The organism is Bradyrhizobium tunisiense (assembly GCF_042263385.1).
In the GTDB taxonomy this organism is placed as follows: domain Bacteria; phylum Pseudomonadota; class Alphaproteobacteria; order Rhizobiales; family Xanthobacteraceae; genus Bradyrhizobium; species Bradyrhizobium tunisiense.
Map to the genome: position 1 here is coordinate 343,231 of NZ_JBHLEV010000003.1, position 25,933 is coordinate 369,163.

27 protein-coding genes are annotated in these 25,933 nt (G+C 65.2%); 12 read left to right on the plus strand and 15 right to left on the minus strand.

What is annotated here, in order from left to right:
- The first annotated feature begins 4 nt into the window (after positions 1 to 4).
- Positions 5 to 592 (plus strand): GNAT family N-acetyltransferase, encoded by a 588-nt coding sequence (locus tag ACFDR6_RS14840; protein WP_212079711.1) that lies wholly within the window; start codon positions 5 to 7, stop codon positions 590 to 592.
- 133 nt (positions 593 to 725) lie between these two features.
- Positions 726 to 1,376, plus strand: a complete 651-nt coding sequence (locus tag ACFDR6_RS14845; RefSeq protein WP_212079712.1) for a hypothetical protein — start codon at positions 726 to 728, stop codon at positions 1,374 to 1,376.
- Between the two features lie 176 nt (positions 1,377 to 1,552).
- On the opposite strand, the gene ACFDR6_RS14850 is transcribed toward ACFDR6_RS14845, so the two are convergent.
- The 5 genes from ACFDR6_RS14850 to ACFDR6_RS14870 form a co-directional block, all read right to left on the minus strand.
- On the minus strand, positions 1,553 to 2,038 hold the full coding sequence (locus tag ACFDR6_RS14850; protein ID WP_212079713.1) for a F0F1 ATP synthase subunit B family protein: 486 nt from the start codon (positions 2,036 to 2,038) through the stop codon (positions 1,553 to 1,555).
- Between the two features lie 5 nt (positions 2,039 to 2,043).
- Positions 2,044 to 2,610 (minus strand): F0F1 ATP synthase subunit B family protein, encoded by a 567-nt coding sequence (locus tag ACFDR6_RS14855; RefSeq protein ID WP_212079714.1) that lies wholly within the window; start codon positions 2,608 to 2,610, stop codon positions 2,044 to 2,046.
- Positions 2,611 to 2,676: 66 nt separating this feature from the next.
- Positions 2,677 to 2,907, minus strand: coding sequence for a F0F1 ATP synthase subunit C (locus ACFDR6_RS14860; RefSeq protein WP_007599451.1), 231 nt, complete (start codon positions 2,905 to 2,907; stop codon positions 2,677 to 2,679).
- 53 nt (positions 2,908 to 2,960) lie between these two features.
- Positions 2,961 to 3,710, minus strand: a complete 750-nt coding sequence (locus ACFDR6_RS14865) for a F0F1 ATP synthase subunit A (RefSeq protein WP_212079715.1) — start codon at positions 3,708 to 3,710, stop codon at positions 2,961 to 2,963.
- Positions 3,711 to 3,797: 87 nt separating this feature from the next.
- The gene (locus tag ACFDR6_RS14870; RefSeq protein ID WP_375858728.1) at positions 3,798 to 4,196 is read right to left on the minus strand and encodes an AtpZ/AtpI family protein; all 399 of its coding nucleotides are present in this window, start codon (positions 4,194 to 4,196) and stop codon (positions 3,798 to 3,800) included.
- A gap of 75 nt (positions 4,197 to 4,271) precedes the next feature.
- Here ACFDR6_RS14870 and ACFDR6_RS14875 point away from each other — a divergent pair, with 75 nt between their 5' ends.
- The 3 genes from ACFDR6_RS14875 to ACFDR6_RS14885 all read left to right on the plus strand — a co-directional run bounded on the left by ACFDR6_RS14875 (position 4,272) and on the right by ACFDR6_RS14885 (position 5,708).
- Complete coding sequence (locus ACFDR6_RS14875) at positions 4,272 to 4,514, plus strand: hypothetical protein (RefSeq protein ID WP_317242142.1); 243 nt, start codon at positions 4,272 to 4,274, stop codon at positions 4,512 to 4,514.
- Between the two features lie 42 nt (positions 4,515 to 4,556).
- On the plus strand, positions 4,557 to 5,108 hold the full coding sequence (locus tag ACFDR6_RS14880; protein ID WP_375858729.1) for a hypothetical protein: 552 nt from the start codon (positions 4,557 to 4,559) through the stop codon (positions 5,106 to 5,108).
- A 126-nt stretch (positions 5,109 to 5,234) separates the two neighbouring features.
- Entirely contained in the window at positions 5,235 to 5,708 is a 474-nt protein-coding gene (locus ACFDR6_RS14885) for a secondary thiamine-phosphate synthase enzyme YjbQ (RefSeq protein WP_375858730.1), read from the plus strand.
- A 125-nt stretch (positions 5,709 to 5,833) separates the two neighbouring features.
- Here ACFDR6_RS14885 and ACFDR6_RS14890 read toward each other — a convergent pair whose 3' ends face one another.
- Positions 5,834 to 7,459 carry an MFS transporter gene (locus ACFDR6_RS14890; protein ID WP_212079720.1) on the minus strand — a complete coding sequence of 542 codons (1,626 nt, stop codon included), beginning with the start codon at positions 7,457 to 7,459 and terminating at the stop codon, positions 5,834 to 5,836.
- A 337-nt stretch (positions 7,460 to 7,796) separates the two neighbouring features.
- Between ACFDR6_RS14890 and ACFDR6_RS14895 the strand changes: the two genes are divergently transcribed.
- Positions 7,797 to 8,468, plus strand: a complete 672-nt coding sequence (locus tag ACFDR6_RS14895; protein WP_212079721.1) for a response regulator — start codon at positions 7,797 to 7,799, stop codon at positions 8,466 to 8,468.
- Between the two features lie 7 nt (positions 8,469 to 8,475).
- Here ACFDR6_RS14895 and ACFDR6_RS14900 read toward each other — a convergent pair whose 3' ends face one another.
- Entirely contained in the window at positions 8,476 to 11,319 is a 2,844-nt protein-coding gene (locus ACFDR6_RS14900) for an ATP-binding protein (protein WP_375858731.1), read from the minus strand.
- Between the two features lie 199 nt (positions 11,320 to 11,518).
- On the opposite strand from ACFDR6_RS14900, the gene ACFDR6_RS14905 reads away from it, so the two are divergent.
- The 4 genes from ACFDR6_RS14905 to ACFDR6_RS14920 all read left to right on the plus strand — a co-directional run bounded on the left by ACFDR6_RS14905 (position 11,519) and on the right by ACFDR6_RS14920 (position 14,478).
- Positions 11,519 to 11,938 carry an organic hydroperoxide resistance protein gene (locus ACFDR6_RS14905; protein ID WP_212079723.1) on the plus strand — a complete coding sequence of 140 codons (420 nt, stop codon included), beginning with the start codon at positions 11,519 to 11,521 and terminating at the stop codon, positions 11,936 to 11,938.
- Between the two features lie 35 nt (positions 11,939 to 11,973).
- Positions 11,974 to 13,002 carry an alpha/beta fold hydrolase gene (locus tag ACFDR6_RS14910; RefSeq protein WP_375858732.1) on the plus strand — a complete coding sequence of 343 codons (1,029 nt, stop codon included), beginning with the start codon at positions 11,974 to 11,976 and terminating at the stop codon, positions 13,000 to 13,002.
- A 72-nt stretch (positions 13,003 to 13,074) separates the two neighbouring features.
- Positions 13,075 to 13,638, plus strand: coding sequence for a cytochrome P460 family protein (locus ACFDR6_RS14915; protein WP_375858733.1), 564 nt, complete (start codon positions 13,075 to 13,077; stop codon positions 13,636 to 13,638).
- A gap of 18 nt (positions 13,639 to 13,656) precedes the next feature.
- Positions 13,657 to 14,478, plus strand: a complete 822-nt coding sequence (locus ACFDR6_RS14920) for an SDR family NAD(P)-dependent oxidoreductase (protein ID WP_375858734.1) — start codon at positions 13,657 to 13,659, stop codon at positions 14,476 to 14,478.
- Between the two features lie 10 nt (positions 14,479 to 14,488).
- Here ACFDR6_RS14920 and ACFDR6_RS14925 read toward each other — a convergent pair whose 3' ends face one another.
- The 6 genes from ACFDR6_RS14925 to ACFDR6_RS14950 all read right to left on the minus strand — a co-directional run bounded on the left by ACFDR6_RS14925 (position 14,489) and on the right by ACFDR6_RS14950 (position 24,547).
- Positions 14,489 to 17,998 (minus strand): PAS domain-containing hybrid sensor histidine kinase/response regulator, encoded by a 3,510-nt coding sequence (locus ACFDR6_RS14925; RefSeq protein ID WP_212079727.1) that lies wholly within the window; start codon positions 17,996 to 17,998, stop codon positions 14,489 to 14,491.
- Positions 17,999 to 18,185: 187 nt separating this feature from the next.
- A complete protein-coding gene (gene hemA / locus ACFDR6_RS14930) occupies positions 18,186 to 19,415 on the minus strand; it encodes a 5-aminolevulinate synthase (protein ID WP_212080760.1) in 1,230 nt (409 codons plus the stop codon).
- Positions 19,416 to 19,666: 251 nt separating this feature from the next.
- Positions 19,667 to 20,728 (minus strand): MBL fold metallo-hydrolase, encoded by a 1,062-nt coding sequence (locus ACFDR6_RS14935; RefSeq protein ID WP_375858735.1) that lies wholly within the window; start codon positions 20,726 to 20,728, stop codon positions 19,667 to 19,669.
- A gap of 230 nt (positions 20,729 to 20,958) precedes the next feature.
- Positions 20,959 to 23,112, minus strand: coding sequence for a methyl-accepting chemotaxis protein (locus ACFDR6_RS14940; RefSeq protein ID WP_212079729.1), 2,154 nt, complete (start codon positions 23,110 to 23,112; stop codon positions 20,959 to 20,961).
- A gap of 163 nt (positions 23,113 to 23,275) precedes the next feature.
- Positions 23,276 to 24,001: an outer membrane protein gene (locus tag ACFDR6_RS14945; RefSeq protein ID WP_212079730.1), complete on the minus strand. Its 726-nt coding sequence runs from the start codon at positions 23,999 to 24,001 to the stop codon at positions 23,276 to 23,278.
- Between the two features lie 225 nt (positions 24,002 to 24,226).
- Positions 24,227 to 24,547 carry a helix-turn-helix domain-containing protein gene (locus ACFDR6_RS14950; RefSeq protein WP_212079731.1) on the minus strand — a complete coding sequence of 107 codons (321 nt, stop codon included), beginning with the start codon at positions 24,545 to 24,547 and terminating at the stop codon, positions 24,227 to 24,229.
- 120 nt (positions 24,548 to 24,667) lie between these two features.
- Between ACFDR6_RS14950 and ACFDR6_RS14955 the strand changes: the two genes are divergently transcribed.
- Together ACFDR6_RS14955 and ACFDR6_RS14960 are read left to right on the plus strand one after the other, a co-directional pair.
- Positions 24,668 to 25,009 (plus strand): hypothetical protein, encoded by a 342-nt coding sequence (locus ACFDR6_RS14955; protein WP_375858736.1) that lies wholly within the window; start codon positions 24,668 to 24,670, stop codon positions 25,007 to 25,009.
- Positions 25,010 to 25,130: 121 nt separating this feature from the next.
- A complete protein-coding gene (locus ACFDR6_RS14960; protein WP_375858737.1) occupies positions 25,131 to 25,415 on the plus strand; it encodes a hypothetical protein in 285 nt (94 codons plus the stop codon).
- A gap of 99 nt (positions 25,416 to 25,514) precedes the next feature.
- On the opposite strand, the gene ACFDR6_RS14965 is transcribed toward ACFDR6_RS14960, so the two are convergent.
- Together ACFDR6_RS14965 and ACFDR6_RS14970 are read right to left on the minus strand one after the other, a co-directional pair.
- The gene (locus ACFDR6_RS14965) at positions 25,515 to 25,724 is read right to left on the minus strand and encodes a hypothetical protein (protein ID WP_212079734.1); all 210 of its coding nucleotides are present in this window, start codon (positions 25,722 to 25,724) and stop codon (positions 25,515 to 25,517) included.
- Positions 25,721 to 25,894, minus strand: a complete 174-nt coding sequence (locus tag ACFDR6_RS14970) for a hypothetical protein (protein WP_212079735.1) — start codon at positions 25,892 to 25,894, stop codon at positions 25,721 to 25,723. Before ACFDR6_RS14970 ends, ACFDR6_RS14965 begins: the two co-directional genes overlap by 4 nt.
- Positions 25,895 to 25,933: the final 39 nt, after the last annotated feature.

Genomic DNA, 25,933 nt, shown 5'->3' on the forward strand with positions numbered 1-25,933 from the left:
CACCATGGCCCTCTTTCGCCTGCCATCCAGTGGACCCGCCGCCCTCGCACCGCGCGGCAACGGGCTGTTATTGCGCGCGCCGCAGATGTCGGATTTCCTGCAATGGGCACATCTGCGTGAGTCCAGCCGCGACTACCTGACGCCCTGGGAGCCGATCTGGCCATCGGACGATCTCACCCGCTCCGGCTTCCGCCGCCGTCTGCGCCGCTATTCCGAAGACATCGCCGCGGACCGTTCATACCCCTTTCTGATCTTCCGCGAGCTCGACGGGGCCATGGTCGGGGGAATCACGCTGGCCAACGTACGGCGGGGTATCGTGCAGGCCGGCACCATCGGCTATTGGGTCGGGCAACCCCATGCCCATCGCGGCTACATGACGGCTGCGCTGCGGGTCCTCCTGCCGACGCTGTTCGGCGAGCTCAACCTGCACCGCGTCGAGGCAGCCTGCATTCCGACCAATGCGCCGTCGATCCGGGTGCTGGAGAAGTGCGGCTTCTCCCGTGAGGGGCTGGCGCGCCGCTATCTCTGCATCAACGGGATCTGGCAGGATCATTTGCTGTTTGGTCTCTTGCACGAGGATTTCCGCGGCTGAGCCCGTTCATTCATGTGACCAAAGTCTCTTTGGTCCCGCCTCGTTTGCGGCCTTGGGTTCGCCGATTTTGACGATATAACGCGCAGGCCTGCCGGCGATCGGCCGGGGATTTTGTCATGGAGTACGGGCTTTGATGGGGAAGCAGCTTCGGTCATCGCGGAATACGCTGCGGCGGATTCCGGCGATCGCGCTGGCATTGTCGGTGTCGTTCGCGGCGGTTTCGCCGGCTGCGGCGCAGTCATTCACCGATCGCTTCAAGAGCCTGTTCGGCGGCAAGTCGGACGAACCGGCCGAGCCCAAGCCGGCGCCTGCGCCGGGCCAGCCGGCCGACGACGATATCGATTGCCCGCAGGTGACCGTACGCGCGGGGGCTTCGACCTACGCGGTTGGGGCCACCGGCAAGCCGGCCGTTGGCAATGAAATCCGCTTCCAGGCCTCGATCACCAAGATGGCACGCGAATGTGCGCGCGGCGGCGCCGGCATCACGGCGCGGATCGGCATCCAGGGCCGCGTCATCGCCGGTCCTGCCGGTGCGCCGGCCTCCGTCGAGGTGCCCCTGCGCATCGCCGTCGTGCAGGGCGGCGTCGGCGAGAAGGTGATTGCCTCGAAGGCCTACCGGACCACGGTCGATATGACCGCGGGCGGCAGCGTGCCCTTCACCTTCGTCGCGGAGGATATGTCCTATCCGGTGCCGCCAGCCTCGGTCGCCGAAAACTACATTTTCTATGTCGGCTTCGACCCGCAGGCGCTCTCGCCCGAGCCGAAGGGGCGGAAGAAGAAGTAGGGCTCGAAACTGAGCCGTCGTGGCCGGGCTTGTCCCGGCCTTCGACGTTCCTTGCTTGTGGCGACCAAGACGTGGATGCCCGGGACAAGCCCGGGCAGGACGACGAGGAAGCATCTCGACAAACAAAAAAGCCGGCGCTCATCGCGCCGGCTTTTTGACTGGTGAGGCCAAAACCCTCAGTTCAGCTTCTGCCTGACTTCGGTGATGCCCTTGGCGAGCAGGTCGTCGGCGACCGAGCCTTTGACCGACTGCGACAGGATCGTCGAGGCGGCCTGAACGGCGGCTTCCGCGGCCGCGGCGCGGACATCAGCCAGTGCCTGGGCCTCGGCGAGCGCGATCTTGCTCTCCGCGGTCTTGGTTCGGCGGGCGACGAAGTCTTCCATCTTCGCTTTGGCGTCGGCTGCGATGCGCTCGGCTTCGGCCTTGGCATTGGCGATGATATCAGCCGCCTCGCGCTCGGCCGTCGCGCTGCGCGCCTTGTAGTCGGCGAGCACCTTGGCCGCCTCCTGCTTGAGGCGCGCGGCGTCGTCGAGTTCGGCCTTGATGCGATCGGCGCGGTGATCGAGCGCGGTCATCGCCGACTTGAAGACCCCGAAATAGCCGAACACGACCATCAGGATCACGAAGGCGATGGCGACCCAGGTTTCAGGATCGTAGAACATCTCGACTAGCCCTTCATGGATGCGTCAACGGCAGCACCGACAGAAGCCGCATCCGGAACGACGCCGGTGAGCTGCTGCACGATCTGGCCTGCCGCATCGGCCGCGATGCCGCGGACGTTGCTCATGGCGGCTGCGCGGGTCGAGGCGATGGTCTTCTCCGCCCCGGCGAGCTTGGCCGCCAATTGCTCTTCCAGCGTCTTGCGCTCGGCGTCTGCCTGCGCATTCGCCTTGTCGCGGGATTCATTGCCGATCGCCTGTGCCCGCGTGCGCGCCGAAGCGAGCTCGCTCTCATAGGCCTTCAGCGCCGCCTCGGACTGGTCCTTCAGCTTCTGCGCTTCGGCGAGGTCACCCTCGATCTTGTTCTGACGTGCTTCGATCGCACCGCCGACCTTCGGCAGGGCGAGCTTGGACACGATCACGTAAAGCAGGACGAAGAAGATCGCGAGCGACACCAGCTGTGAAGCGTAGTTGCTGCTCTCGAACGGCGGAAACCCGCCACCGTGGTGACCACCGTCAGCCCCGGTGTGGGCGCCTGCCGCCGGACCTTTTGCGCCGCCATGACTTTCAGCCACGGAGTTCTCCTGTTGCTGTCACACGCGCCGTCCCATCGGGATGGAACGGCGCGAAAAACGTCGTCCTCAGAGCGGAACGAACAGCAGCAGCAGCGCGATCAGCAGCGAGAAAATGCCGAGCGCTTCGGTCACCGCGAAGCCGAAGATCAGGTTGCCGAACTGGCCCTGAGCGGCCGAGGGGTTGCGAACGGCTGCGGCGAGGTAGTTGCCGAAGATCACGCCGACGCCGACGCCCGCGCCGCCCATGCCGATGCATGCGATGCCCGCGCCGATAAGTTTTGCTGCTGCCGGATCCATTTTAGACTCCTTGGAAGAAAGATTGGGTTGTGGGTGGAAATTCCCCGGACCGCTCAGTGTCCCGGATGAATGGCGTCGTTGAGGTAGATGCAGGTCAGGATCGCAAACACATAGGCTTGCAGGAACGCGACCAGAATCTCGAGCGCGTACAGCGCGACCGTGAGGGCCAGCGGCAGCACGCCGCCGACCCAGCCGAGGGCGCCGAGCGAGAAGCCGAGCATGGCGACGAAGCCCGCGAACACCTTCAGCGCGATGTGGCCGGCCAGCATGTTGGCGAACAGACGGACGCTGTGGGAGACCGGCCGCAGGAAGAACGACAGGATCTCGATGAACATCACCAGCGGCAGGATGTAGCCGGGGACGCCGTGGGGCACGAAGATCGAGAAGAACTTCAGGCCGTTCTTGGCAACGCCGTAGATCAAGACCGTGAAGAACACCAAGAGCGCGAGCGCTGCGGTCACGATCAGGTGGCTCGACACCGTGAAGGTGTAGGGGATGATGCCGACCAGGTTCGAGACGCAGATGAACATGAACAGCGAGAAGATCAGCGGGAAGAACTTCATGCCTTCCGCGCCGGCCGTCGAACGGATGGTCGAGGCAACGAATTCGTAGGAGATCTCGGCGACCGACTGCAGGCGCCCGGGAACCAGCTGCGAGCCGCTGGCAAGCATCAGGATCGAGATGATCGCGATCGTCACCAGCATGTAGAGCGACGAATTGGTGAAGGCGATCGTGTGATTGCCGATATGGCCCAGGGTGAAGAGAGGCTCGATGTTGAACTGGTGGATCGGGTCGATTTTCATCAGCGCGGCATCTCTTGGTCTGCCGGGCAATGCCGGCGGGTCTCGGTCTGCCGGCCGGGCCGGCCCGTACCGGCGAAGCCGGCACGATCATTCCTCTCCTGGTGGAACGGCTTGCGAACCACCGCGCCTGTTTTGACCTGCGCCCGCCGTTCTCACCACATTCACTACGCCGGCGACGAAGCCCAGCAACAGGAACACGATGAACCCGAAAGGCGACGTCGACAGCAAGCGGTCGAACCCCCAGCCAATCCCCGCTCCGACAACGACGCCGGCGATCAACTCCGAGGATAACCGGAAACCAAGCGCCATCGCCGAGGCTCTGGCCGCTCCGTCTCCACCGTCACCTGCGGGTTGCTCGGTCTTGATCCGGCGGTCGCGAAACTCGGACAACCTCTGATCAAGACTTCCGAGCCGTTCGGAAAGCGCAGCTTCCTCGGACGATTTATCGCGATCTCCATTCCCGCCGTGTCCCGTGCCCTGTGTCATGCAACGAAGACCCGAAACGCCGCGGCTGAATGGAAATTACGCCCGCCACCCTCAAAAGCCGCGCGGACCATACTGATGGCCCATAATCAAGTCAAGCCAAGTCACGATTGCGTCGCTTTCGCTTATGTAACTGATTTATTTGATGATATCGGCCTGCACGGCAGCGCTGCACACAGCGTGACGCCGCACCGCAGCAGCTCGTCTCATGATCGGCGAATGCGGTCGCCCTTTCGCCGCGCCGCCGGGATCAAAGACACCGCGGCGATCGTTGATCTCAAGGCGCGTTTTGGGGCGGCGGATCGTCTCGGCGGGGTGTAGAATTTGTCGGATTGCCACCTGCACGTCGTGGCGGAGAGCGCGATGAGACCCGTGACGTCATCCACAACATCCTGGCTTGCGGTGGCGGCCTTCGCCGCCGCGATGGCTATCGGCGGCGACCTCGAGGCCGCGCAAGCCGCGCCCGACGGCGAAAACGGCCGCTACAGCATGACCCCGATCCCCGAAGGCGTGCTGCGGCTCGACACGCGCACCGGCACGGTATCGACCTGCACGAAGAACGGTGCCGGCTGGGCCTGCTACGCGGTGCCCGATGAGCGGACCGCGCTCGACGCCGAGATCGGCAGGCTCCAGGCCGAGGTTGAAAGGCTGAAGGAGCAGCTCGCGGCGGGGCCGACGGTGTCGGGCAAGATCGGCGAGGCACTGCCGAAATCCGACCCGCTGAAGAAATCCGAGCCCAGGAACGCCGAGCCCAAGAATGCCGAGCCCCGGGCCGCCGAGGGCGAGCGCAAGATCGAGATCCCGTTGCCGAGCGATCAGGACGTCGATCGCGTGATGTCGTTTCTGGAAAAGGCCTGGCGACGGCTGATCGACATGGCCAACCGCGTTCAGAAGGACGTCGCGGGGAGGATTTGATGAGCCGCCCTCGAGTGGGCAAAGCGAAGCGGGCCCACCACCTTTGATAATCGGGAAAGATCGTGGCCACGGCACACACGCGCCTTTGCCCACCCGACGGCAGCTTCCCGACTTGAGAGACCTTTCATGACGTCAGCCAAATCCGTCACGCGCTCGGCAGCATCGTCGGTGCAAGCCACCACAATCGCTTCGTCATTGCTGAGCGTGCAGACGTCGGGCCGCGGCTTCACGGATCTCACCGGCGAAGCCGCAAAATTCGTCGCCGAGGCTCACGCGCGCGACGGCGCGTTGACGCTGTTCATCCGCCATACCTCGGCCTCGCTGACGATTCAGGAGAACGCCGATCCTTCCGTGCTCGTCGACCTCACTACGGCGTTGTCCCGGCTCGCGCCGGAGAACGCTGGATGGACGCATGACAGCGAAGGCCCGGATGACATGCCCGGGCACATCAAGACAATGCTGACGCACACATCGCTTCAGGTCCCGGTCCTGAACGGCAAGCTCGCGCTGGGCACCTGGCAGGCGATCTATCTGATCGAGCATCGTGCTCGTCCGCACCGGCGTGAAATCGTGTTGCAATTCATAGGCGGCAATCAATAGAGCGTTTTCGAGCGAAGCGGGTGCCGGTTCGCATAGAGAAAACGCGTCAGAACAAAGCTCCCACAAAACAAACCGGCCGCGGAGACCGCGGCCGGTTCGTATCGATTGAGGTAGGCTGCCGTCGATCAGGTCGCCTTGATGTCGACGTCCTTGGTTTCGGGCAGGAACAGCGTGCCGATCACCACGGTAATCGAGGCGAAGATGATCGGGTACCAGAGGCCCGCATAGATATCGCCGGTCGAGGCCACGATGGCGAAGGCGGTTGCGGGGAGGAGGCCACCGAACCAGCCGTTACCAATGTGGTAGGGCAGCGACATCGAGGTGTAGCGGATGCGGGTTGGGAACAATTCGACCAGCATCGCAGCGATCGGGCCGTACACCATGGTGACGAACAGCACCAGGACGAACAGCAGTCCGATGATTGCCGCCGGCTGCGCACGGAAGATGTCGAACGGATGCGACATTTTCACGATGCCGGTGTCGCCTGGCTTCGGATAGCCCGCCGCCTGCACCGCCGCGAGGACGGCCGGGTTGCTGTCCTTCGCGTTGGTGTAGGGCACTTCCTTGCCGTTGACCGTCACCTTCACGCCGGAGCCGGCCGGACCCGGTGTCGTCGAGTATTTGACCGACGACTGGGACAGGTAGGCACGTGCGGTGTCGCAAGGCGCGGTGAAGACGCGGGTGCCGACCGGGTTGAACAGGTCGCCGCAGCCCGCGGGATCGGCCACCACCTCGACCTTGACCTGCTCGATGGCCTTTTCCAGCGCCGGGTTGGCGTTGCTGGTGATCATCTTGAAGATCGGGAAGAAGGTCAGTGCCGCGATCAGGCAGCCGCCGAGGATGATCGGCTTGCGGCCGATCTTGTCGGAGAGCATGCCGAACACGATGAAGAAGCCGGTGCCGAGCAGCAGCGACCAGGCGATCAGGAGGTTGGCGGTGTAGCCGTCGACCTTCAGGATCGATTGCAGGAAGAACAGCGCGTAGAACTGGCCGGTGTACCAGACCACGCCCTGGCCCATCACGCCGCCGAGCAGGGCGAGCAGCACGAGCTTGCCGTTCTGCCAGTTGCCGAAGGCTTCCGTCAGCGGCGCCTTCGAACCCTTCCCCTCGTCCTTCATCTTCTGGAAGATCGGCGATTCATTGAGGCGGAGCCGGATCCAGACCGAGATGCCGAGCAGCAGCACCGAGACCAGGAACGGAATGCGCCAGCCCCACGCCGCGAAGTCGGCTTCGCCGAGCGCGGAACGGGTAAACAGGATCACCAGCAGCGATAGGAACAGGCCGAGCGTCGCCGTGGTCTGGATGAATGAGGTGTAGTAACCGCGCTTGCCGTTCGGCGCATGCTCCGCGACGTAGGTCGCCGCCCCGCCATATTCGCCGCCGAGCGCCAGGCCCTGGGCGAGGCGCAGCACGATCAGGATGATCGGAGCCGCGATGCCGATGGTGGCTGCGTTGGGCAGCAGGCCGACGATGAAGGTCGACAGGCCCATGATCAGGATGGTGACGAGGAAGGTGTATTTGCGGCCGACGATGTCGCCGACGCGGCCGAACACGATCGCGCCGAACGGACGGACCAGGAAGCCGGCTGCGAACGCCAGCAGCGCGAAGATGTCGCGGGTTGCCGGCGGATAGGCCGAGAAGAACTGGGCGCCGATGATGCCGGCGAGCGAACCGTAGAGGTAGAAATCGTACCACTCGAAGACGGTACCGAGCGAGGAGGCGAGAATGACGAACCGTTCGTCCTTCGTCATCCCTCCCGCGCTTGTTTGAGATACGGCCATTGTCGACATGTTGAGTCGCTCCCCGAAAATGTTTCCTCGCGGCCCAGACGTCCGGACATGCCGGATCAACCCAGGTCTTGCCCGCAAGGTAACATCGGCGTGAAAGCAGCCCCAATACGACTTTCGGCCTTGCGCACTGGCGTGGAGCTGGCGCCGGTATCAGGCGCTGGCCTGCGGTCGCGGCGGCTTTTGGATTAACCCCTTTGCAGCAAAGGGATAATGTGCACTTGCATGCCACGGCCGCTCGGGGAAGAATTGACGCACCCGGGAATCTGTCCGCCGGCCCGCGAACGACAGCAAGAGAACGATGAACGCTCCCTCGACCCATCTCGTCATCGCCGATGACCATCCGCTTTTCCGGGACGCACTGCGACAGGCGGTGGCCGGGGTCCTGACCTCGGCCAGAATCGACGAGGCCGGATCGTTCGAGGATCTGACCAAGCTGCTGGAACAGGCCTCGGACGTCGACTTGATCCTGCTCGACCTCTCGATGCCCGGGATTTCGGGCTTTTCCGGCCTGATCTATCTGCGCGCGCAATATCCGGCGATTCCGGTGGTGATCGTTTCGGCTTCCGACGACAGCGCCACGATCCGCCGCTCGCTCGATTTCGGCGCCTCCGGCTTCATTCCGAAGCGTTTCGGCGTCGAGACCTTGCGCGACGCCATCCTCAAGGTGATGGAAGGCGACGTCTGGATTCCCGCCGACACCGATTTGTCGGCTGCGGCCGATCCGGACATGACGCGCCTGCGCGACCGCCTGGTGACGCTGACGCCGCAGCAGGTCCGGGTCCTGATGATGCTGTCGGAGGGGCTCCTCAACAAGCAGATCGCCTACGAGCTCGGGGTCTCCGAGGCCACCATCAAGGCACATGTCTCGGCGATCCTGCAAAAGCTCGGCGTCGAGAGCCGCACCCAGGCGGTGATCGCGGCGGCCAAGATCGCCGGGGGCCAGTGGAAGCAGGGCACCCCGACGGGGTGAGCTTCTGCTAAAGCGTCTTCAGGAGAGCATCGGCGGCCCTGACGTCCGCCGTCTCGGAACCTGCAACGAAACCTGCGAGTGCCGATTGGAGCAATAGTCTTGCATCCTTGCGGCCGCTCCGTCCGGCAAGAAACTGCGCAAGATCGATTGCCGTGCGAAGCTCCCACGCCTTCGCTCCCTTGTCGCGGCTGAGCTCCAGCGACTGCAGGAGAGCGGCCTCCGCGTCCCCTCGGTTGGGTTCGGGAAGAGACAGCAGCGCCAGGCCCTTCATGCGCAGCAGCTCGGGCATGTAGAGGTGATCGCCGCCTTGCTCGACAAGGCGGATCGCATCCTCGATCAGTTCTGCGCTTTGCTCGATCTGCCCGAGCGCCAGCAAGCCCTGAACCAGCGCGATGTTGAACGTGGTGGTGAGCAGCTCGTAGCCCGCATCGTGGAGCTCGCGCAGGCAAGCCCTGATCGTCTCGACGCCAGCCGCGGCGTCGCCGCGCCGGATTGCCAGCTCGCCTTTGACGCCCCGGCCGACGGCGAGATAAGGCCCCATCGAGCGCGCATTGGCATGCGCGATGAAACGGTCGATGTTCTCCTCCGCATTGTCGAGGTCTCCGCTCCAGAGGTCGATCGAGACCGCCCAGATCAACGCGATGCAGAGCGTGATCGGGTGATCCATCTGCGCGGCCTCGGTGACCGTCTGCCGCGCCAGTTGCAGCGCATCTGCGGGCCGGCCCTGCAACCAGAGTTCGCGGGCCAGCGTGATGCCGGCCCGGTTGCGATGATCGAAGCCATGCACGGTGCTGATTCGTTCCGTGCCGGGTCCCTGCCAGGCGACCTCCAGCATCTTCAGCGCGTCGCGATGATCGCCGGCCAGATGCAGCGAGACGCCGAGGAGGGAATGGGCGAGGGCGATCGAGGCGGGGTCGCCCAGCGACCTCGCGACGTTGAGGCTCCGCTGCGCGTAGCCGAGTGCGGCGTCGAACTCTCCCATCCGCTCGTGAAAGATATGCATGCGGCCGAGCAGCTGGAGCTGGTTGATGTCGTCGCTGCGCGCTTCGGCGATCGCAAGGCTCCTGCTCAGGGCGCTACGCGCCGCCTCGCTGCCGCCGCGGGTGAACATCAAGGTCAGTCCGAGGGCGGCCTGGATGTGCATCTCCTCGGCGCTGCCGCGCGAGGCGGGAGCGATTGCCAGTAGCGCACGTTCCGACCAGCGCCGGCATTCGATCAACAGTGACATCGCCAGGAAAATCGGCGCCGCGGCGGCGGTGAGCGCAATACCGATGTCGAGGTCGCCGTCCGCGCCGAAGCACCAGTCGAGCGCGGCGCGCACATTGTGAAGCGCGGAGAAATGAGCCGCCCGCTCGTCGGCGCTCGGCACCGCGGCCCATGCCATGCCGGCCTGCTCCAGCCATCGCCGGTAGTAAGTCGCGTGGCGGACGGCGAGAGCCGCGTCGCCGGGTTCGACCTCGAGCAGATAGGCGCGCGTCGTGTCGAGCAGACGGTAGCGCATCATGGCGCCGATCGGCCGCGGCGCGACCATCGATTTGGCCACGAGGCTGTCGACGGCGTCGAACAGGCGGGCGTGGTCGACGCGCTCGTCCGGAACGACCTGGAGCGCTGCATCGATGGTGAAATGCCCGGCGAAGACCGCGAGCCTGCGCAGCACGAGGCGTTCGAGATCCGACAGCAGGCCGTAGCTCCAGTCGAGCGTGGCCTGCAATGTCTTCTGCCGGGGTGGCGCCGTTCGCTGGCCGTGCCAGAGCAGATTGAGGCGCTCGTCGAGCAATGCGGCCGTCTGCTCCAGGCCGTAGGCTTCGACCCGGCCGGCGGCGAGCTCGATCGCCAGCGCCATGCCGTCGAGCTTGCGGCAGATCCCCGCGATGATGGTCGCATTGGCGTCATCGAGCGTGATCTGCGCGCCGCCGGCGGTGGCACGTTCGAGGAACAGTTGAAGCGCGGGATAGGTCCGGGCTGCGGCGAGCGTCAGCGAGGTGCCGTCGTCGGGCGGAACGGCGAGCGGAGCCAATCGATAGACCTGCTCGCCCTCGACGCGCAGGGCCTCGCGGCTGGTCGCGAGGATATGGACATGCGGTGCCGCTTGGAAGATGTCTGCCGCCAGCGGTGCAGCTGTCGCGATCACATGCTCGCAATTGTCGAGGATCAGCAGCATCCGCTTGTCGCGGAGATGCGCGAGCAGAGCAGGCAGGGGGTCGTCGGCCTCTGCCGGCAGGCCGAGCATCAGCAGGATCGATGTGATCACGAGATCGGGATCGCTGAGCGCGGCAAGGTCCACGAAGTGCGCGGCATCGGAGAATGTTTCGAGCAGCTCGTGCGCGATCGCCACGGCGACCGCGGTTTTGCCGACGCCGCCGGGGCCGGCAATCGTGACGAAGCGCGAGGCGATGAGCTTGTCGGAGACGGCGGCGATCGCATCGTCGCGCCCGACCATCCGCTGCAACCGGTTCGGCAATTTCACTGGCGGCAATTCCAGCCGCGGGGCGGGGCGCTGTGCTGCCGCAACGTCCGTTCGTGAAATCGGCGCCACGAAGCAATAGCCGCGGCCGGGGAGCGTCGTGATGTAGCGGGCGCCATCCTTGCCGTCGCCGAGCGCCTTGCGAAGCGCTGCGACGTGAAAGCGCAGATTGGCCTCTTCGACGGTGACGCCGGGCCACACCAGCGCCATCAGCTCCCATTTGCTGACGGCCTCGTTCGGCCGCGACATCAGGGCAATCAGCGTGTCGAAGGCTTTCGCGCCGAGCGGCAACGCGACGCCGTCGCGCATCACGAGCCTTTCATGCGGCGTCACGGAGAATGGCCCGAACGACAATGTTCCCGTCGCGGTGCCGGCCGGCTCGGTCATGGCGGAATCTTGGTCCTTTCGACAGGACCGGATAGCCAGATGATCGCGATCCCGCAAGGCACCTCCCTGCATCGGCATCAGACCGCGGATGCAGGCCTTGTGAGGCGCGTAAGGTCAGACCTCACAACTTCTCACAAGTCCAAACGGGTGTGCTGCCGCGGCCGCTGCTAGTCAATGGCGCGACGGCAAGGAGACCACTATGACGCAGGCGGCAAAGACGCTCTACACGGCCAGGACCCACACCAGCGGCGGGCGGCACGACGGCATATCGCGCAGCTCTGACGGTCGGCTGGACGTCAAGCTGTCGCCGCCGGGCGCCACAGGCACCGGCACCAATCCCGAGCAATTGTTTGCGGCCGGCTGGTCGGCCTGCTTCGAGGGCGCTATGGAGATCGCGGCCCGCAAGCGCAGCATCGAGCTTCCCAGGAAATGTGCCGTCGATGCCGAGATCGATCTCGTGCTCGACGAGGGCGCTTATTCGCTGCGGGCACGCCTCAATGTCAGCCTGCCAGGCCTCGCCCCTGAGATCGCGCGCGGCATCATCGACGATGCGCATCGGACCTGTCCCTATTCCAAGGCCGTTCGCGGCAATATCGACGTCACGGTCGCACTGATCTGACGCGCCATCACCCACCATCAAAAGGTAGCACGACCATGAAACAGATCATCGACCAGCATCGTCGCCAGTTCTTCGGCGTCGCCGCCGGAACCGTCGCCGTCGGCCTCGGCGTGATCGACCTCGCGCGCGCCGAAACGGAAACGTCGCGTTCCCAGGCATCGACCGCGTCCTTCGGCGCGATCAAGCAGATCGATGCCGGCGTTCTCAATGTCGGCTATGCCGAGGCAGGCCCTTCGAACGGTCCCGTGGCGATCCTGCTGCACGGCTGGCCTTACGACATTCACGCCTTCGTCGACGTCGCGCCGATCCTGGCAAAAGCCGGCTATCGCGTGATCATCCCGCATTTGCGCGGCTACGGCTCGACGCACTTCCTCGCCAGCGAGACCCCGCGTAACGGCGAGCCGGCTGCGATGGCCGCCGACATCATCGCGCTGATGGACAAGCTCGATATCAAGAAGGCGGTCGTCGCCGGCTTCGACTGGGGCGCGCGCACCGCCGACATCATCGCCGCGCTGTGGCCGGAGCGCTGCCGCGCGCTGGTGTCGGTCAGCGGCTATCTGATCTCGAGCCAGGCCGCGGGCAATGCGCCGCTGCCGCCATCGGCCGAACTGCAATGGTGGTATCAGTTCTACTTCGCGACCGAGCGCGGCCGGGTCGGATACGAGAAGTACACGCATGATTTTGCCAAGCTGATCTGGAAGCTCGCCTCGCCGCAGTGGAAATTCGACGCCGCCACCTTCGCCCGCAGCGCGGCGGCGCTGGACAACAAGGATCATGTCGCGATCACAATCCACAACTACCGCTGGCGACTCGGCCTCGCCCAGGGGGAGGCGAAATACGAGCATCTCGAAAAGAAGCTCGCGGCGGCTCCCGTGATCGAGGTGCCGACGATCACGATGGAGGGCGATGCCAATGGCGCGCCGCACCCGGATCCCAGTGCCTATGCCAGGAAGTTTTCAGGCCGATACGAGTTTCGCCTGATCACCGGCGGCATCGGTCACAACCTGCCGCAGGAAGCGCCGCAAGCCTTTGCCAAGGCCGTCATCGACGCCGACGGCGCTTGAAGATCCGTCAAGACCTCGGTCCAGCCAGGCTGCACCGAGGTTCGCCCGTCGATCCCAGCTTGATGAAACATCATGACGCCCATCGAATCCAAAACGAAAAAGCACTCCTATGCCATGGCTCTCACCCTGGCCGCGCTCTTACTTGTCGTGCTCCTGACTTGCCTGCCGTATCTCGTCACGATCGCTCTTGCCGAGGGGCCGGCGCAAGGCAGCGGAGCCGACGCTTCGCCAATCTTCGGCGTCACCATTCCGCCCGGCTACAAGCAGTGGGAACTGATCGCACCGGCCGAAGAGGCCGCGCCGCTCGACGAGCTTCGTGCCGTCATCGGCAACCAGACCGCCATCGACGCGTATCAAGCCGGCAAGCTTCCGTTCCCGGACGGTACCATTCTGGTCAAGCGCGCCTGGAAGCGGAAACAGTCCCCGGAGTTTGCGTCCGCGACGATTCCCGGCGCCGCCACCACGGTTCAGGTGATGGTCAAGGATTCCAGGAAGTACGCCGCCACCGGCGGCTGGGGGTTTGGCCGCTTCGTCAACGGCAAGCCGGTCGACGAAGCCCAGCACCGCACCTGCTTTGCGTGCCATGAAGCACGGGCCAAGAGTCGCGATTTCGTCTTCACGCGGCTCGCGCCTTAAGGCCATCTGGAGATCGCCATGAAGACTTGGTTCGTGAGCGGCGCCTCGCGTGGACTTGGTCGTGCCATCGTGGAGGCCGCACTCGAGGCGGGAGATCGCGTGCTCGCCTCGGCTCGGGACCCAACGCCGCTCGAGCCCCTGCTCGGCCCCTTCGGCGAACGGCTCCAGCTTGCAACGCTGGACGTCACCGACGAGGCGGCGGCGCATGCGGCCATCGGCCTTGCCGTAGCGACGTTTGGCAACCTCGATGTGGTGGTGAATAATGCCGGTTACGGCGAGCTCGGATCGGTGGAGGACACCAGCCTTGATTCGTTCCGTCGGCAGATCGAGGCGAACCTGATTGGCACCATCATCGTCACCAAGGCGGCGATCCCCGTGCTGCGCCGGCAGCACCGCGGGCACATCGTGCAGGTGTCATCCGTCGGAGGCCGCATCGGCGCTCCGGCACGCGCGGCCTATTCGGCCGCGAAATGGGGGATCGAGGGCTTTTCGGAGTCGCTGGCACGCGAGATGACGTTGATCGGCGTGCACGTGACGATCGTCGAACCCGGCGGCTTCCGCACCGGCTTTGCCCGGGCCGCGCATGCGGCGGGCGAAGGACACCCGGATTACGACGCGGTCGTCGGCGCTGCGGTTAGGATGCAGCGCGACTACGATGGCCGCCAGCCCGGCGACCCAGCCAAGGCCGCAGCCGTCGTGTTGAAGCTTGCGGACATGGATCGTCCGCCTCTGCGGATCGCACTCGGCAGCGACGCCGTCGACGCCATCGCCGTGACGGATCGGCTCCGTCTCGAAGAGCTGGAGAAGTGGCGCACGCTCAGTGTCTCGACCGATTATTGACCGACGCGTCCTACTCCGCCGCGACCAGCTGCTGCGTGCGCCACTGGCCGAGCAAGGCGCGGAGTGAGGCTGGTTTCACCGGTTTGTTGAGCACCGCGACCTTCTCGTCGCGCGCGGCGATTTGCACGGCGGGGCTGCGGTCGGCGGTGATCAGGATCGCGGGGATGGTGTCGCCGAAGCGACGGCGAATGTCGCGGATCGCGGCGATGCCGTTGCCGCGGTCGAGATGATAGTCGACCAAGAGGCCGGTGACGCGTCTGCCGGCGGCCTCGATGGCGGCGATCGCGCCTTCCGGATCGGCGACCGCGATCACCTCGGCGTCCCAGGCCTTCAGCAGCGTGCGCATGCCGTCGAGGATCGCCGCGTCGTTCTCGATGCACACGATCAACGCGCCCGAGATCGGCGTGCGCGCCAGCGGCGTCGCACTGGTCACGGCGGCGGTGTGGGTGATCGCCTTGGCCGTCGGCACCGTCACGGAGAACACCGAGCCGCCGCTCTTGTTGCCGTCGATGGCGATGCCGTGCTTGAGCACCCGCGCGAGGCGCTCGACGATGGAAAGGCCGAGCCCCAGCCCGCGCGCGATCCGCGCGCCCTGCTCCAGGCGATGGAATTCCTTGAAGATCTCGCCGCGCTTGACCGGCGGGATGCCGACGCCGGTGTCGTAGACGCAGATCTTGAGCGCGGCGCCTTGGCGGCGGCAGCCGACCAGCACGCGGCCACGCGGGGTGTATTTGATCGCGTTGGAGATCAGGTTCTGGAGCAGGCGCCGCAGCAGGAGGCGGTCCGACTCGACCGGCAGCGAGCAGGGCACGAAAGCGAGCTCCAGGCCCTTGGCGCGCGCGATCGGTGCGAACTCGATCTCCAGCGAGCGCATCAGGTCGGCCATCTTGAAGCTCGAGATCGAGGTCGTCATCGCTCCGGCGTCGAGGCGGGAGATGTCGAGCAGCGCACCGAGAATCTCTTCGATCGCCTGCAGGGATTCGTCGATGTTCTCGACCAGCCGGGTCTCCTCGCCGCTGTGCTGGCGCTCGACCAGGCTCGTGACATAGAGCCGCGCCGCGTTCAGCGGCTGGAGGATGTCGTGGCTGGCGGCGGCGAGGAAGCGCGTCTTGGAGATGCTGGCGTCTTCGGCCGCGCTCTTGGCCAGGGCCAGTTCGGAGTTCAGCCGCGTCAATTCCTCGGTGCGGTCGCGCACGCGCTTTTCCAGGGTCGCGTTGGCGCGCTCCAGCGCTTCGGCCGCCTCGAAGCTGGGCGTGACGTCGGTGAAGGTGATGACGAAACCGCCGCCGGGCATGCGGTTGGTGAGCACCTCGATCACCATGTGGCGGTCCGGCAGGCGCTCGAGATAGGGCTCGCTGTCGGTGGTGTAGGCGGCCAGGCGCCGCTCCAGCATGGCTTCGCGCTCGACCGGATCGTCCGGACCGGCCACGCCGATGAACTCCAGGATCTCGCGCAGGGGGGTGCCGAATTGGAGGATGTGCAGGGGGACGTTGAGGAGATCGCCGAACTGCCGGTTCGAGCAGATCAGTTGCAGGTCGGCATCGAACACCGCGATGCCCTGGCGTACGTGGTTGAGTGCGGTCTGGAGGATCTCGCGGTTGAAATGCAGGGCCGCGTGCGAGTCATCGAGCAGCTTGAGTGCGGCCTTCGCCGACACCGTCCGTTTGCGCAGCAGCAGTGACATCACCAGCCGCGAGGAGGCCGCGCCGATCGAGGAGGCGATCAGGTGTTCGGCATGCTGCAACAGCTCGAAATCGGCGGGGGCCCCGGGCTCCAGCCGCAAATTGCGCTGCGCAGAGAACGCCTCAAAGGAATGCCGCGCGCGGTCGGGCCCGAGATATTGCGCGACGGTGGTCTGGATGTCCTGCACGGTGACGGTGGTGCGCCAGCGGCGGAAACCCGGAGAGATCGGCGCGAGCGTGTCGGGCACGAACAGGTCGGCCTGCAACAGCTCGATCGACGACGGCCTTCGCGCCAGCGACAGCAGCACATAGGTCAGGATGTTGAGCGACAGCGACCAGATGACGCCGTGCATCAGCGGCGGCAAATCGGCGCCGAACAGCGCCTGCGGCCGCAGCGCCTCGATTCCGAACGGTCCATGCTGGAGCAGCAGGATTCCGGTGCTCGAGGTGTCCATGAAGCTCGGAATGAACAGCGTATAGAGCCACACCACGAAGCCGACCAGCATCCCGCCGATCGCGCCGCGCGCGGTCGCACGCCGCCACAGCAGCCCGCCGAAGAAGCTCGGCGCGAGCTGGGCGATGGCGGCAAAGGAGAGCAGGCCGATCGCCGCGAGCTGGGTACTGCCGAGCGCTCGGTAGTAGAAATAGGCCATCACCATGATGGCGAAGATGGCGAGCCGCCGCGAGCGCAGCAGGAAGTCGCTGAAATCGGCGCCGCCGGCGCGCCCCTCAGGTCGTCGCTGCAGCACCAGGGGCACCACGAGGTCGTTCGAGACCATGATCGAGAGCGCGACGCATTCGACGATCACCATCGCGGTTGCCGCCGACAGGCCGCCGACGAAAATGGCGACGCTGAGCAGGTCCGCACCGCCCTCCATCGGCAACGCCAGCACATACATATCCGGGTCGGCCGTACCGAACGGGAAGCTGACGAGGCCGGCGAGCGCGATCGGGATCACGAACAGATTGATGGCGATGAGGTAGAGCGGGAACAGCCAGCGCGCGCGGCCGACTTCGGCATCGGAGGAGTTCTCGACCACGCTGACGTGGAACTGGCGCGGCAGCAACATGATCGCGCATAGCGACAGCAGCGTCATGGTGAGGAAGTTGCCGATCGACGGCGAATAGTTGATGGCGCGCACCGCCTCCGGCGTCTTCATCGCGCGCTCGATCAGTTCCTGCGGCGAGAACATCCAGAAGGTGACGAAGATGCCGGCGGCGAGGAAGGCGACCAGCTTGATGATGGATTCGGTCGCGACCGCCAGCATCAATCCGTGCTGGTGCTCGGTGGCGTCGGTCTGCCGCGTGCCGAACAGCACCGCGAAGGCCGCCATCGTCAGCGTCACCATCAGCGCCATGTCGCCGAGAATCGGGATGTGGGAGAAGGCCTGATCCTCGCTCAGGATCGTCGCGAGCGAGGAGGCGACCGCCTTGAGCTGGAGCGCGATGTAGGGCACCGAGCCGATGATCGCGATCAGCGCCACCGTCGCCGCCACCGCCTGGCTCTTGCCGTAGCGGGCTCCGATGAAATCGGCGATCGAGGTGATGTTGTGGGCTTTCGCGAGCTGGATCACGCGGCGCAGGACGCCCGCGCCGAGCCCGATCATCAGGATCGGGCCGAGATAGATCGCGAGGAAGTCGGTCGAGGTGCGGGTGGCGAAGCCGACCGAGCCGAAGAAGGTCCAGGAGGTGCAGTAGATCGCCAGCGACAGCGGATAGATCAGCCCGGAGGCACGACCGCGCCCGGCCGGCGAGCGGCGATCGCCATGGCTCGCCACCAGGAACAGGAAGCCGATATAGCCGAAGGCGGCGGCGATCACGCCCCAATCGTGCAGCATGGGTCGGGGGCTCTCTCCCTGGGCGCTGGCGGCGCCCGAGCTTATTTTCCCTGCGAACCTAGCGCGTTGGGCCGGTGGAGGCGACAGCCAAATGCCGGGCGAGGGCGGGAACTGGGCTCGTCGTTAAGGGAGGCGCCCTGTCAGCGCTCCCTCCCCCCGCAAGCGGGGAGAGGCGAAGGAAGAAGCTCTACTCCGCCGCCATCGACTTCGCGCGCAGCGGCAGGCCGAGGCGGTCCCACACCTGCAGCAGGGCTTCGGCGAGCTGATCGATCAGGCCGTCGTCGTGATAGGGCGAGGGCGTGATGCGCAACCGCTCGCTGCCCTTGGCGACCGTCGGATAGTTGATCGGCTGGATGTAGATGCCGTGCTCTTCGAGCAGGAGGTCGGAGGCCTGCTTGCACTTCTCGGGATCGCCGACGAACAGCGGCACGATGTGGGTGTCGCTCGACATCACAGGCAGGCCGGCGGCGTCGAGGATCGCCTTGACGCGGGCGGCACGATCCTGGTGGCGCTCGCGCTCCCAGCTTGAGGTCTTCAGATGCTTGATCGCGGCGGTCGCGGCCGAGCAGATCGCCGGCGGCAGCGCGGTCGTGAAGATGAAGCCCGGCGCGTAGGAGCGCACGGCATCGATGATCTGGCCGTTGGCGGCGATGTAGCCGCCGAGGCAGCCGAACGCTTTCGCCAGCGTGCCTTCCAGAATGTCGATGCGGTGCATGACGCCGTCACGTTCGGCGATGCCGCCGCCACGCGGGCCGTACATGCCGACCGCGTGGACCTCGTCGACATAGGTCATCGCTTTGTACTTCTCGGCGAGATCGCAGATCTTGGCGAGCGGGGCGACGTCGCCGTCCATGGAATAGAGGCTCTCGCAGACGATCAGTTTCGGCCGGTTCGGGTCGGCCGCTTTCAACAGCGCCTCGAGATGCGCAACATCGTTGTGGCGGAACACGACCCGCTCGCAGCCCGACTGGCGGATGCCCTCGATCATCGAATTGTGGTTGAGCTCGTCCGACAGAATGAGGCAGTTCGGAATGAGCTTTGCGATGGTTGGGATGCCGGTCTGGTTCGAGACATAGCCCGAGGTGAACAGCAGCGCGGCTTCCTTGCCGTGGAGATCGGCGAGTTCGGCCTCGAGCTGGACCAGCGGATGATGCGTGCCGGCGATGTTGCGGGTCCCGCCAGCACCGGTGCCGACGCGGGTTGCGGTCTCGACCATGGCACCGACCACCTTCGGGTGTTGGCCCATGCCGAGATAATCGTTGGAGCACCAGATCACGACGTCGCGCTTGCCCTTGGGCGAGTGCCAGCTCGCGTGCGGGAATCGGCCGGCCGTGCGCTCGAGGTCCGCGAACACGCGGTAGCGCCGCTCGGCGTGGAGACGATCGAGGGCGGAATCGAAGAACTGGTTGTAATCCATCGGCAAGACCTGCAACGGAACCCGGCCACGGCGGCCGCTCATTTTTAGAGCTTTTCCAGCTCCAATGTCTATGCGCCAGCTCACATTTGTAGCGAGGCGCGCGGGTGTATTGATAGCGGCCTATCGCCGGCGATAGTTGATGTGGATCAAACGCCTAATACGGGCCTGCGCGCGGGACCGAGGCTCCAGGGAAAGGCAGGGACCCTGGCAGGTGCCATGGACATTTTGTCCAAGGCGCGCGCTCCGTCCACTCACGTCGTCCGGAACTGCAGCACGCCGTCCTTCGTCTCCGCCGTCAGCCGGCCCTCGACGATCATGTAGTTGACGTGCGCGACCAGCTCGCCGGCGGCGAACCCCATCTGGTGCTCGTCGAGCACGTGCTTGTTGAACACGACGGGCACCAGGGCGCGCGAGGTCTGCGGCACCTCTCGGCAGGCTTCCGCGATCAGGCGGCAGCGCTCTTCATGGTGGTCGGCGAGCTGCTTGATGCGGGTCTTCAGTCCGTAGAACGGCACGCCGTGACCGGGCAGCACAAGCACGTCGTAAGGGAGCGTCGTGGTGAGGCTGGCAAGCGAGGCCAGATATTCGCCGAGCGAGTTCTGGTCCGGCTCGACCGCCCAGACGCTGACATTGGGCGAGATCTTGCTCAGCACCTGGTCGGCGGAGAGGAACAGCTTGTCGTCGGCGCAATACAGCATCACCTGGTCGAGCGCATGGCCGCCGCCGGTGATCACCTTGAAGCGGCGCGTGCCGATCACGACGTCGTCGCCGTGGGAGATGCGGCGGTAGGAGGGCGGCAGCACAGAGACGCGCTTGAGATAATCCTGGCCGCGTCCCAGCAGCTTTTCGGTGAGCGACTCGTCCATGCCATGGCGGCGGAAGAACAGCCGCTGCGCTTCCTGCCGCTCGGCGGTGCCGCGGTTCTGGTGATAGACCGACTGCAGATATTCGACCTGCGACATCACCAGCGGGCAGTTGAACCGCTCGACGACCCAGCCCGCAAGTCCGACATGGTCGGGATGGGAATGGGTGACGATCAGGCGCGTGATGGTGATGCCCTTCAGCGGTCCGTCGAACAGCTTCGTCCAGGCTTCGATCGTCTCCTCGTTGCCGAAGCCGGTATCCACCATCGCATAGCCGTCGCCATCGGCGAGCAGGTAGATGTTCACGTGGTTGAGGCGGAACGGCAGCTTGAGCCGTGCCCACAACACGCCGGGCCGGACCTCGACGATCTCGTCGGGACCGGGGTGCTGGTCCCAGGGGTAGCGCAGGGCCTCGGCGGAGGACTGCACGGTGTCGGTTTTTGAACTCATGCTACCGACTTAAACCCGCCGCGGGCGGTGCGCCAGCCGAAAAAGGACGGGCGCGGTGTCCGCATGGCGGTCATACCGGGTGCTTTTTCCGCAGCCCGGATGGCGTCGTCGAAAAACGCAGTCATTCCGGGACGCGCGTGAGCGCGAACCCAGGTGCGCGGTTGCGCACCCGGGGAGTCTCGAGATTGTAGCGCGAGGGTTCGGCGCTGCGCGCCGCCCCGGAATGACGATCAGGCCGCGCGCATGTTGTTGAGGAAAGCGTCGATCTCTCCGCGCAGCAGGTCGGCTTCGCGCCGCAGCGCGTCGGAGGCGCCCAGCACTTCGTTCGCGGCGGCGCCGGCTTCGGCCGAGGCGGTGGAGACGCCGACGATGTTGCTGGAGACTTCGCTGGTGCCGCCGGCCGCATGCTGGATGTTGCGCGCGATCTCGCGGGTGGCGGCGCCCTGCTCCTCGACCGCGGCCGCGATCGTCGTGGTCACGCCGTCGATCTCGCCGATGATCCGGCCGATGCCCTGGATGGCGCCGACCGCCGATGTCGTGATGTTCTGCATGCTGGCGATCTGGCTGCGGATTTCCTCCGTCGCCTTGGCGGTCTGGCTCGCGAGACTCTTCACCTCGGAGGCGACCACTGCAAAGCCGCGGCCGGCCTCGCCGGCACGCGCCGCCTCGATGGTGGCGTTGAGCGCGAGCAGGTTGGTCTGTGAGGCGATGGTCTGGATCAGATCGACCACGACGCTGATGCGGCTTGCGCTGTCGGCAAGGCTCTGCACCGTTGCGTCGGTGGCGCCGGCCTCGTCGACCGCCTTCTTGGCGATCGCAGCCGAAGTGACGACCTGCCTGCTGATCTCCTCGATCGAGGACGACAGCTGCTCGGTGCCCGACGATACGGTCTGCACGTTGACCGAGGTCTCCTCGGCGGCGGAGGCGACCGCGTTGACCAGTGCGTTGGACTGGTCGGCGGTGGTCGACATGCTCTGAGCCGTCGATTGCATGGAATTGGCCGACTGCGCCAGATTGTCGAGCGCGGAGCGCACCGTATTCTCGAATTCGGCGATCTTCGCTTCCATGCGCGCGGCCCGCTCGGCCTTGGCGATTCGGTCCTTGTCCTGCTCGGCGGCGAGCGCGCGGGCTTCGATCATGCTGTCGCGGAACACTGTCAACGTGTCGGTCATCGCGCCGATCTCGTCATTTTGCCTGGCGCGCGGGATCTCCGTGTCGAGATCGCCGGCCGAGAGCCGCTGCATGGCGCGCTGCAGGCCGGTGATCCGGCGCAGGATGTTGCGGCCGACATAGAGCCAGACGAACAACGCCGAGCCGACCAGCATCATGGCCCCAAGGGCCAGCATCGCGGTCGTCGCGAGCGAGATCTCCTGTTGTGCCTGGAAGGTCGAGGCGTTGGTCTCTTTCTGCACGCCTTCGACGAGCTGCTGCACGCTGATGCCGAGGCCGACATTGAGCTTGCGGGTCTCGTCCAGGATGGTCTGGCCGTAGTCGACGGAATCGAGCTCCTTCTCGCGCAGATTGAACACGCCGGTCTTGCCGGTGCCGAGCGCGAGCAGCTTCTCCGCCGTTTCGCGCAGCATCTTGTTGCCCTGATTGTCCGGCAACAGATCGAGGTTGGAGCGCAGGCGGCCCTGTGCCGTCTTGAATTCCTTCTGGATGTCGTCGAGCTTGTCGCTGGTGTTGGCCGACAGCGCCGCGCTCATGTTGGCGGCTGCGAGATTGCCGCTGGCGACGACGTTGCCGAGTTGGCCGACGGTCTGCGCGGCGTCGGAGGCGTCCGCGGCGGACAAATCGGCCGAGCCGAGAATGGCGTTGACCCGGGTTTGCGCGTCGAGCATCGCCGGGCTGGCCGCGCCGACGAAGGCGCCCTGCGCGCTGCGCAGCGCGTCATACTGCTTGTCGTGAAGGGCGGCGATGTCCAGCCGCTCGCGGGCGGCCTTGGCCAGGCTCTGGGCCGCCTCGTTGATGCTCTTCATCGTCTCGCTGAGTCCGGAGACGACGGTCTTGTCGCCGCCGAGCTCGATGATCTCGTTGAGCTTCTTCTGCGTCTGCTCCTGCAACTCCTTGAGCTTCGCGGTGCGCTCCTTCAGGGCTTCCTCGGTCTGAGCCGCAAGCAGGGCCGGCCCCTGTGCCGCAAGGCTCGCGCTCAGTGCCGATAATTGCAGACTGGCGGCGAGGCGCGGAATGTCCCGCCCGCTCAGCTCGTTCATGCGCCCGCCGAGATTTTGCAGCACGAGGCCCGCGCCGGCCGAGATCACGAGGCCCATGCCCGCGATCACCGCGAAGGCCGCGAACAGGCTGCCACGCACGCCCCAGGTCGGCATTTTTAAACGGGGCCGCATTCGGCCAAGTGAGCCGCTAAGGCTGAGACGGATCGCCATCGAAATTCCCCCAACGTTCTTGCTTCTGGTTGTGGTGGGCAGTATCCGCACGGCGAGTTAAAAAATCGCAATCTGCGCAAACGGTTGGCGTGTTCCGCACAGCGAAAAAAGAAGGGCCGGCGACATCGCCGGCCCTTGGTATTGGTAAGGTTCTGGTAACCGATCAGTAGCGCGCCACAGTCGGGGCTGCCCAGTTGAAGCGGTAGTTGACGCCCGCCTTGATGGTGTGGTCGTCGGTGGTGAAGCTGCCGGTACCTACGAGCGGACCGGCGGTGAAGCTCGCGTCGCCGAAATTGTAGTACTGGTACTCGGCCTTGGCCGACCAGTTCGGGGCGAACATGTATTCGAGACCAGCGCCGACGGTGTAGCCGTTGCGGTGATCGCCAGTGATCACGAAGGCGGTCGGCACGCCGCCGACGGTCACCTTCTCGTTGTTGTCCGAGTAGGCATAGCCGCCCTTCACGTAGATCAGACCGGGGCCCCAGGTGTAGCCGACGCGGCCGGTGATCGAGCCGAGGCCGCGCTGGTCGTTGGTGTAGGCGATGCCGCCCGGAAACACCGCGCCGACGCTGCCGGATAGCCAGGAATACTGGCCCTCGACGCCGACCAAGAAATTCGGATGGAACTGCCAGTCACCACCGACCTGCACGCCGCCGAGGAAACGGCCGTTGCCGTTGTTGCCGGTGGAGAGGCCGTTGAAATTGTTGTCGCTGGAGAAGGCGCCGCCGATATGGCCGCCGACGTAGAAGCCGGTCCAGTTGTAGATCGGCGCGGCATAGGCCGGCGCCGGCGTCTTGTAATAATTGCGGTTGCCGAGATCGGCACCGACGGCCGGCGCAGCAGCGCCCACCACGAGCAGCGCAACGGTCGCAAACAGAATCTTCTTCATCGTCTTGAACTCCAGCACTCAATGTCCCCGGCAGGCGCGCTGTCCGCGCCGCGTTGGTTTTGCAGATAGCTCGCTTTTGACGAAAATGCTGTCACATGCATGGCACAAGGGCAGCCAACCTAACTTATTGGGCTGCAAATGATTTTCGTGCTTAATGTCGGCTTAAGAAGTGCTGAAGAAAGACCTAATTTCGGCTCTGCCCGGTAACCTCTGGCGCGTGCTTCGTTAACCAAGACGCCGTCGCGCCTCATCCCGCATCTGTTCGCGGAACGCCGCGCGCTTTGCGGGTCGGTCCTCTACGCGCACGTCATGGCGATCGAAGATGTCGAACTTCTCCAGGATCGGATAGCGCTCGCTCGCCATCGCGAGCACGCGCAGCACTTTGGTCGCGGAGGGCGTCGGGCCGCTGACCTCCCAGCGCCGGATGGTGTCAGCGCCGCCCTTCTCCGGTAATCCGCACAGCTTTGCCATGTCCGCCGCCGTGAGCTTGCGCTCGAGCGCGTCAGAGAGGTCATTGCGGAGTTGCTTCAGTTCGGCGCCGGTCATGCTGCTCGCGTCCAGGGGAGACTGAACGCAATGCACTAACGCTGATTCGGGTCCATCCGAAGGCGCGCATGATCGTGATAGTGTTTTCCGCGCCGGTCGAATGTCAGCGAGGGAATTGCCATGCCCGTGTTCAAGCTGCCCTTGTCGGGGGATGTCGTCCAGTCCATCTATCCGTCGTTCTTCAACCCTACCGGCGGCCAGTTCGGCCTCGTCAACATCACGGTCGGACAGTCCTCGGCGCCTGATGTCGAGAAGGACCTGTTGTCGGATGTCGGCAGCTACGGCAAGCAGATCGGGCAGGTCGCCGACGCGCTGCTGGCCGTGATCGAGCATCTCGAAAGCCGCACCGATTGCGCGCCGGTTGAAGATGAGGCGATCACCGTCTTCAAGGAACTGATGCATTCGATCGCGGCTGTGAAGGAGCGGCACGACCGTCATGCCTGCCGGCCGACGCGGCGCTGACGTGCTGCGCTATCGTGCCCGGCACCTTCGCGCGCGCACGGAGTTATGAACTTGTGCCTCTGGAAATCGTCCGGCGAACGACCAGATGGCGAAAGGGGCCTCAACGACGCAGGGATCAGCCATGACAGGCATCAAATTCGCAATTGCCGCACTCGTCTCTGCCGGACTTTTCGTCGCGCCGTTCGCGGCTGAGGCGAAGAAGCTCCGGTCGAGCAGACATTCCAGCACCGGTGTGGCGGCGCCGACCTATGGCGGCGCCGGAGCGCCGGCAGCGCAGCCGAGAGCGTCCTACGGGTCGTCCGGACAGTCGGTCGGCACGGTCACGGCGCCGTCGATCGGATCGTACAATTGGCCTTCGGTCGGTGTGACCAATTCCGCTCCGACCTGGAGCAACACCACCCGATAGAGCGATGCCGATCAGCGTGCCGGAAGCGCGGGCAATGAATCCGCGGGCGGCGGATTGTCCACACTCGCGTGGCTTGATCGGTCGGAAGAAGCTTCGTTGCTAGATTCCCCTGCCGCTCTGCTTCCCGATCACGCAGCGCCATGCAGCGAGGCGCTCGGCCGGATGCTGGTTCATCCAGTCGGCGAGCTGCGGTGCGCCCATCAGGCAGGATTGTACCGAGATCTCGGCGAAGTCGGAGGTGGTCACGACCTGCTCGTGACAATTGCTCGGAGAGGCGAGGCTGCAGAGCACGGCGATGATCTTGATCATGCGAGGTGACTCCCGTCGGCGCGGCCAAGCGCGCGGCCCGTCGCCTTGTCCTGTCTCTCGCTGGCGGGATCAGCCGGCGGGAAGATGCTGTCGTAGATGGCGCGTGCCTCCTGAATGAGACGAACTCGCTCGCGCTCGGACTTCGAAACAAATTGGATGACTTCGCCCATGGTGGCTCCGAATATCAGTTGGCAAATCCGTCATCAGAT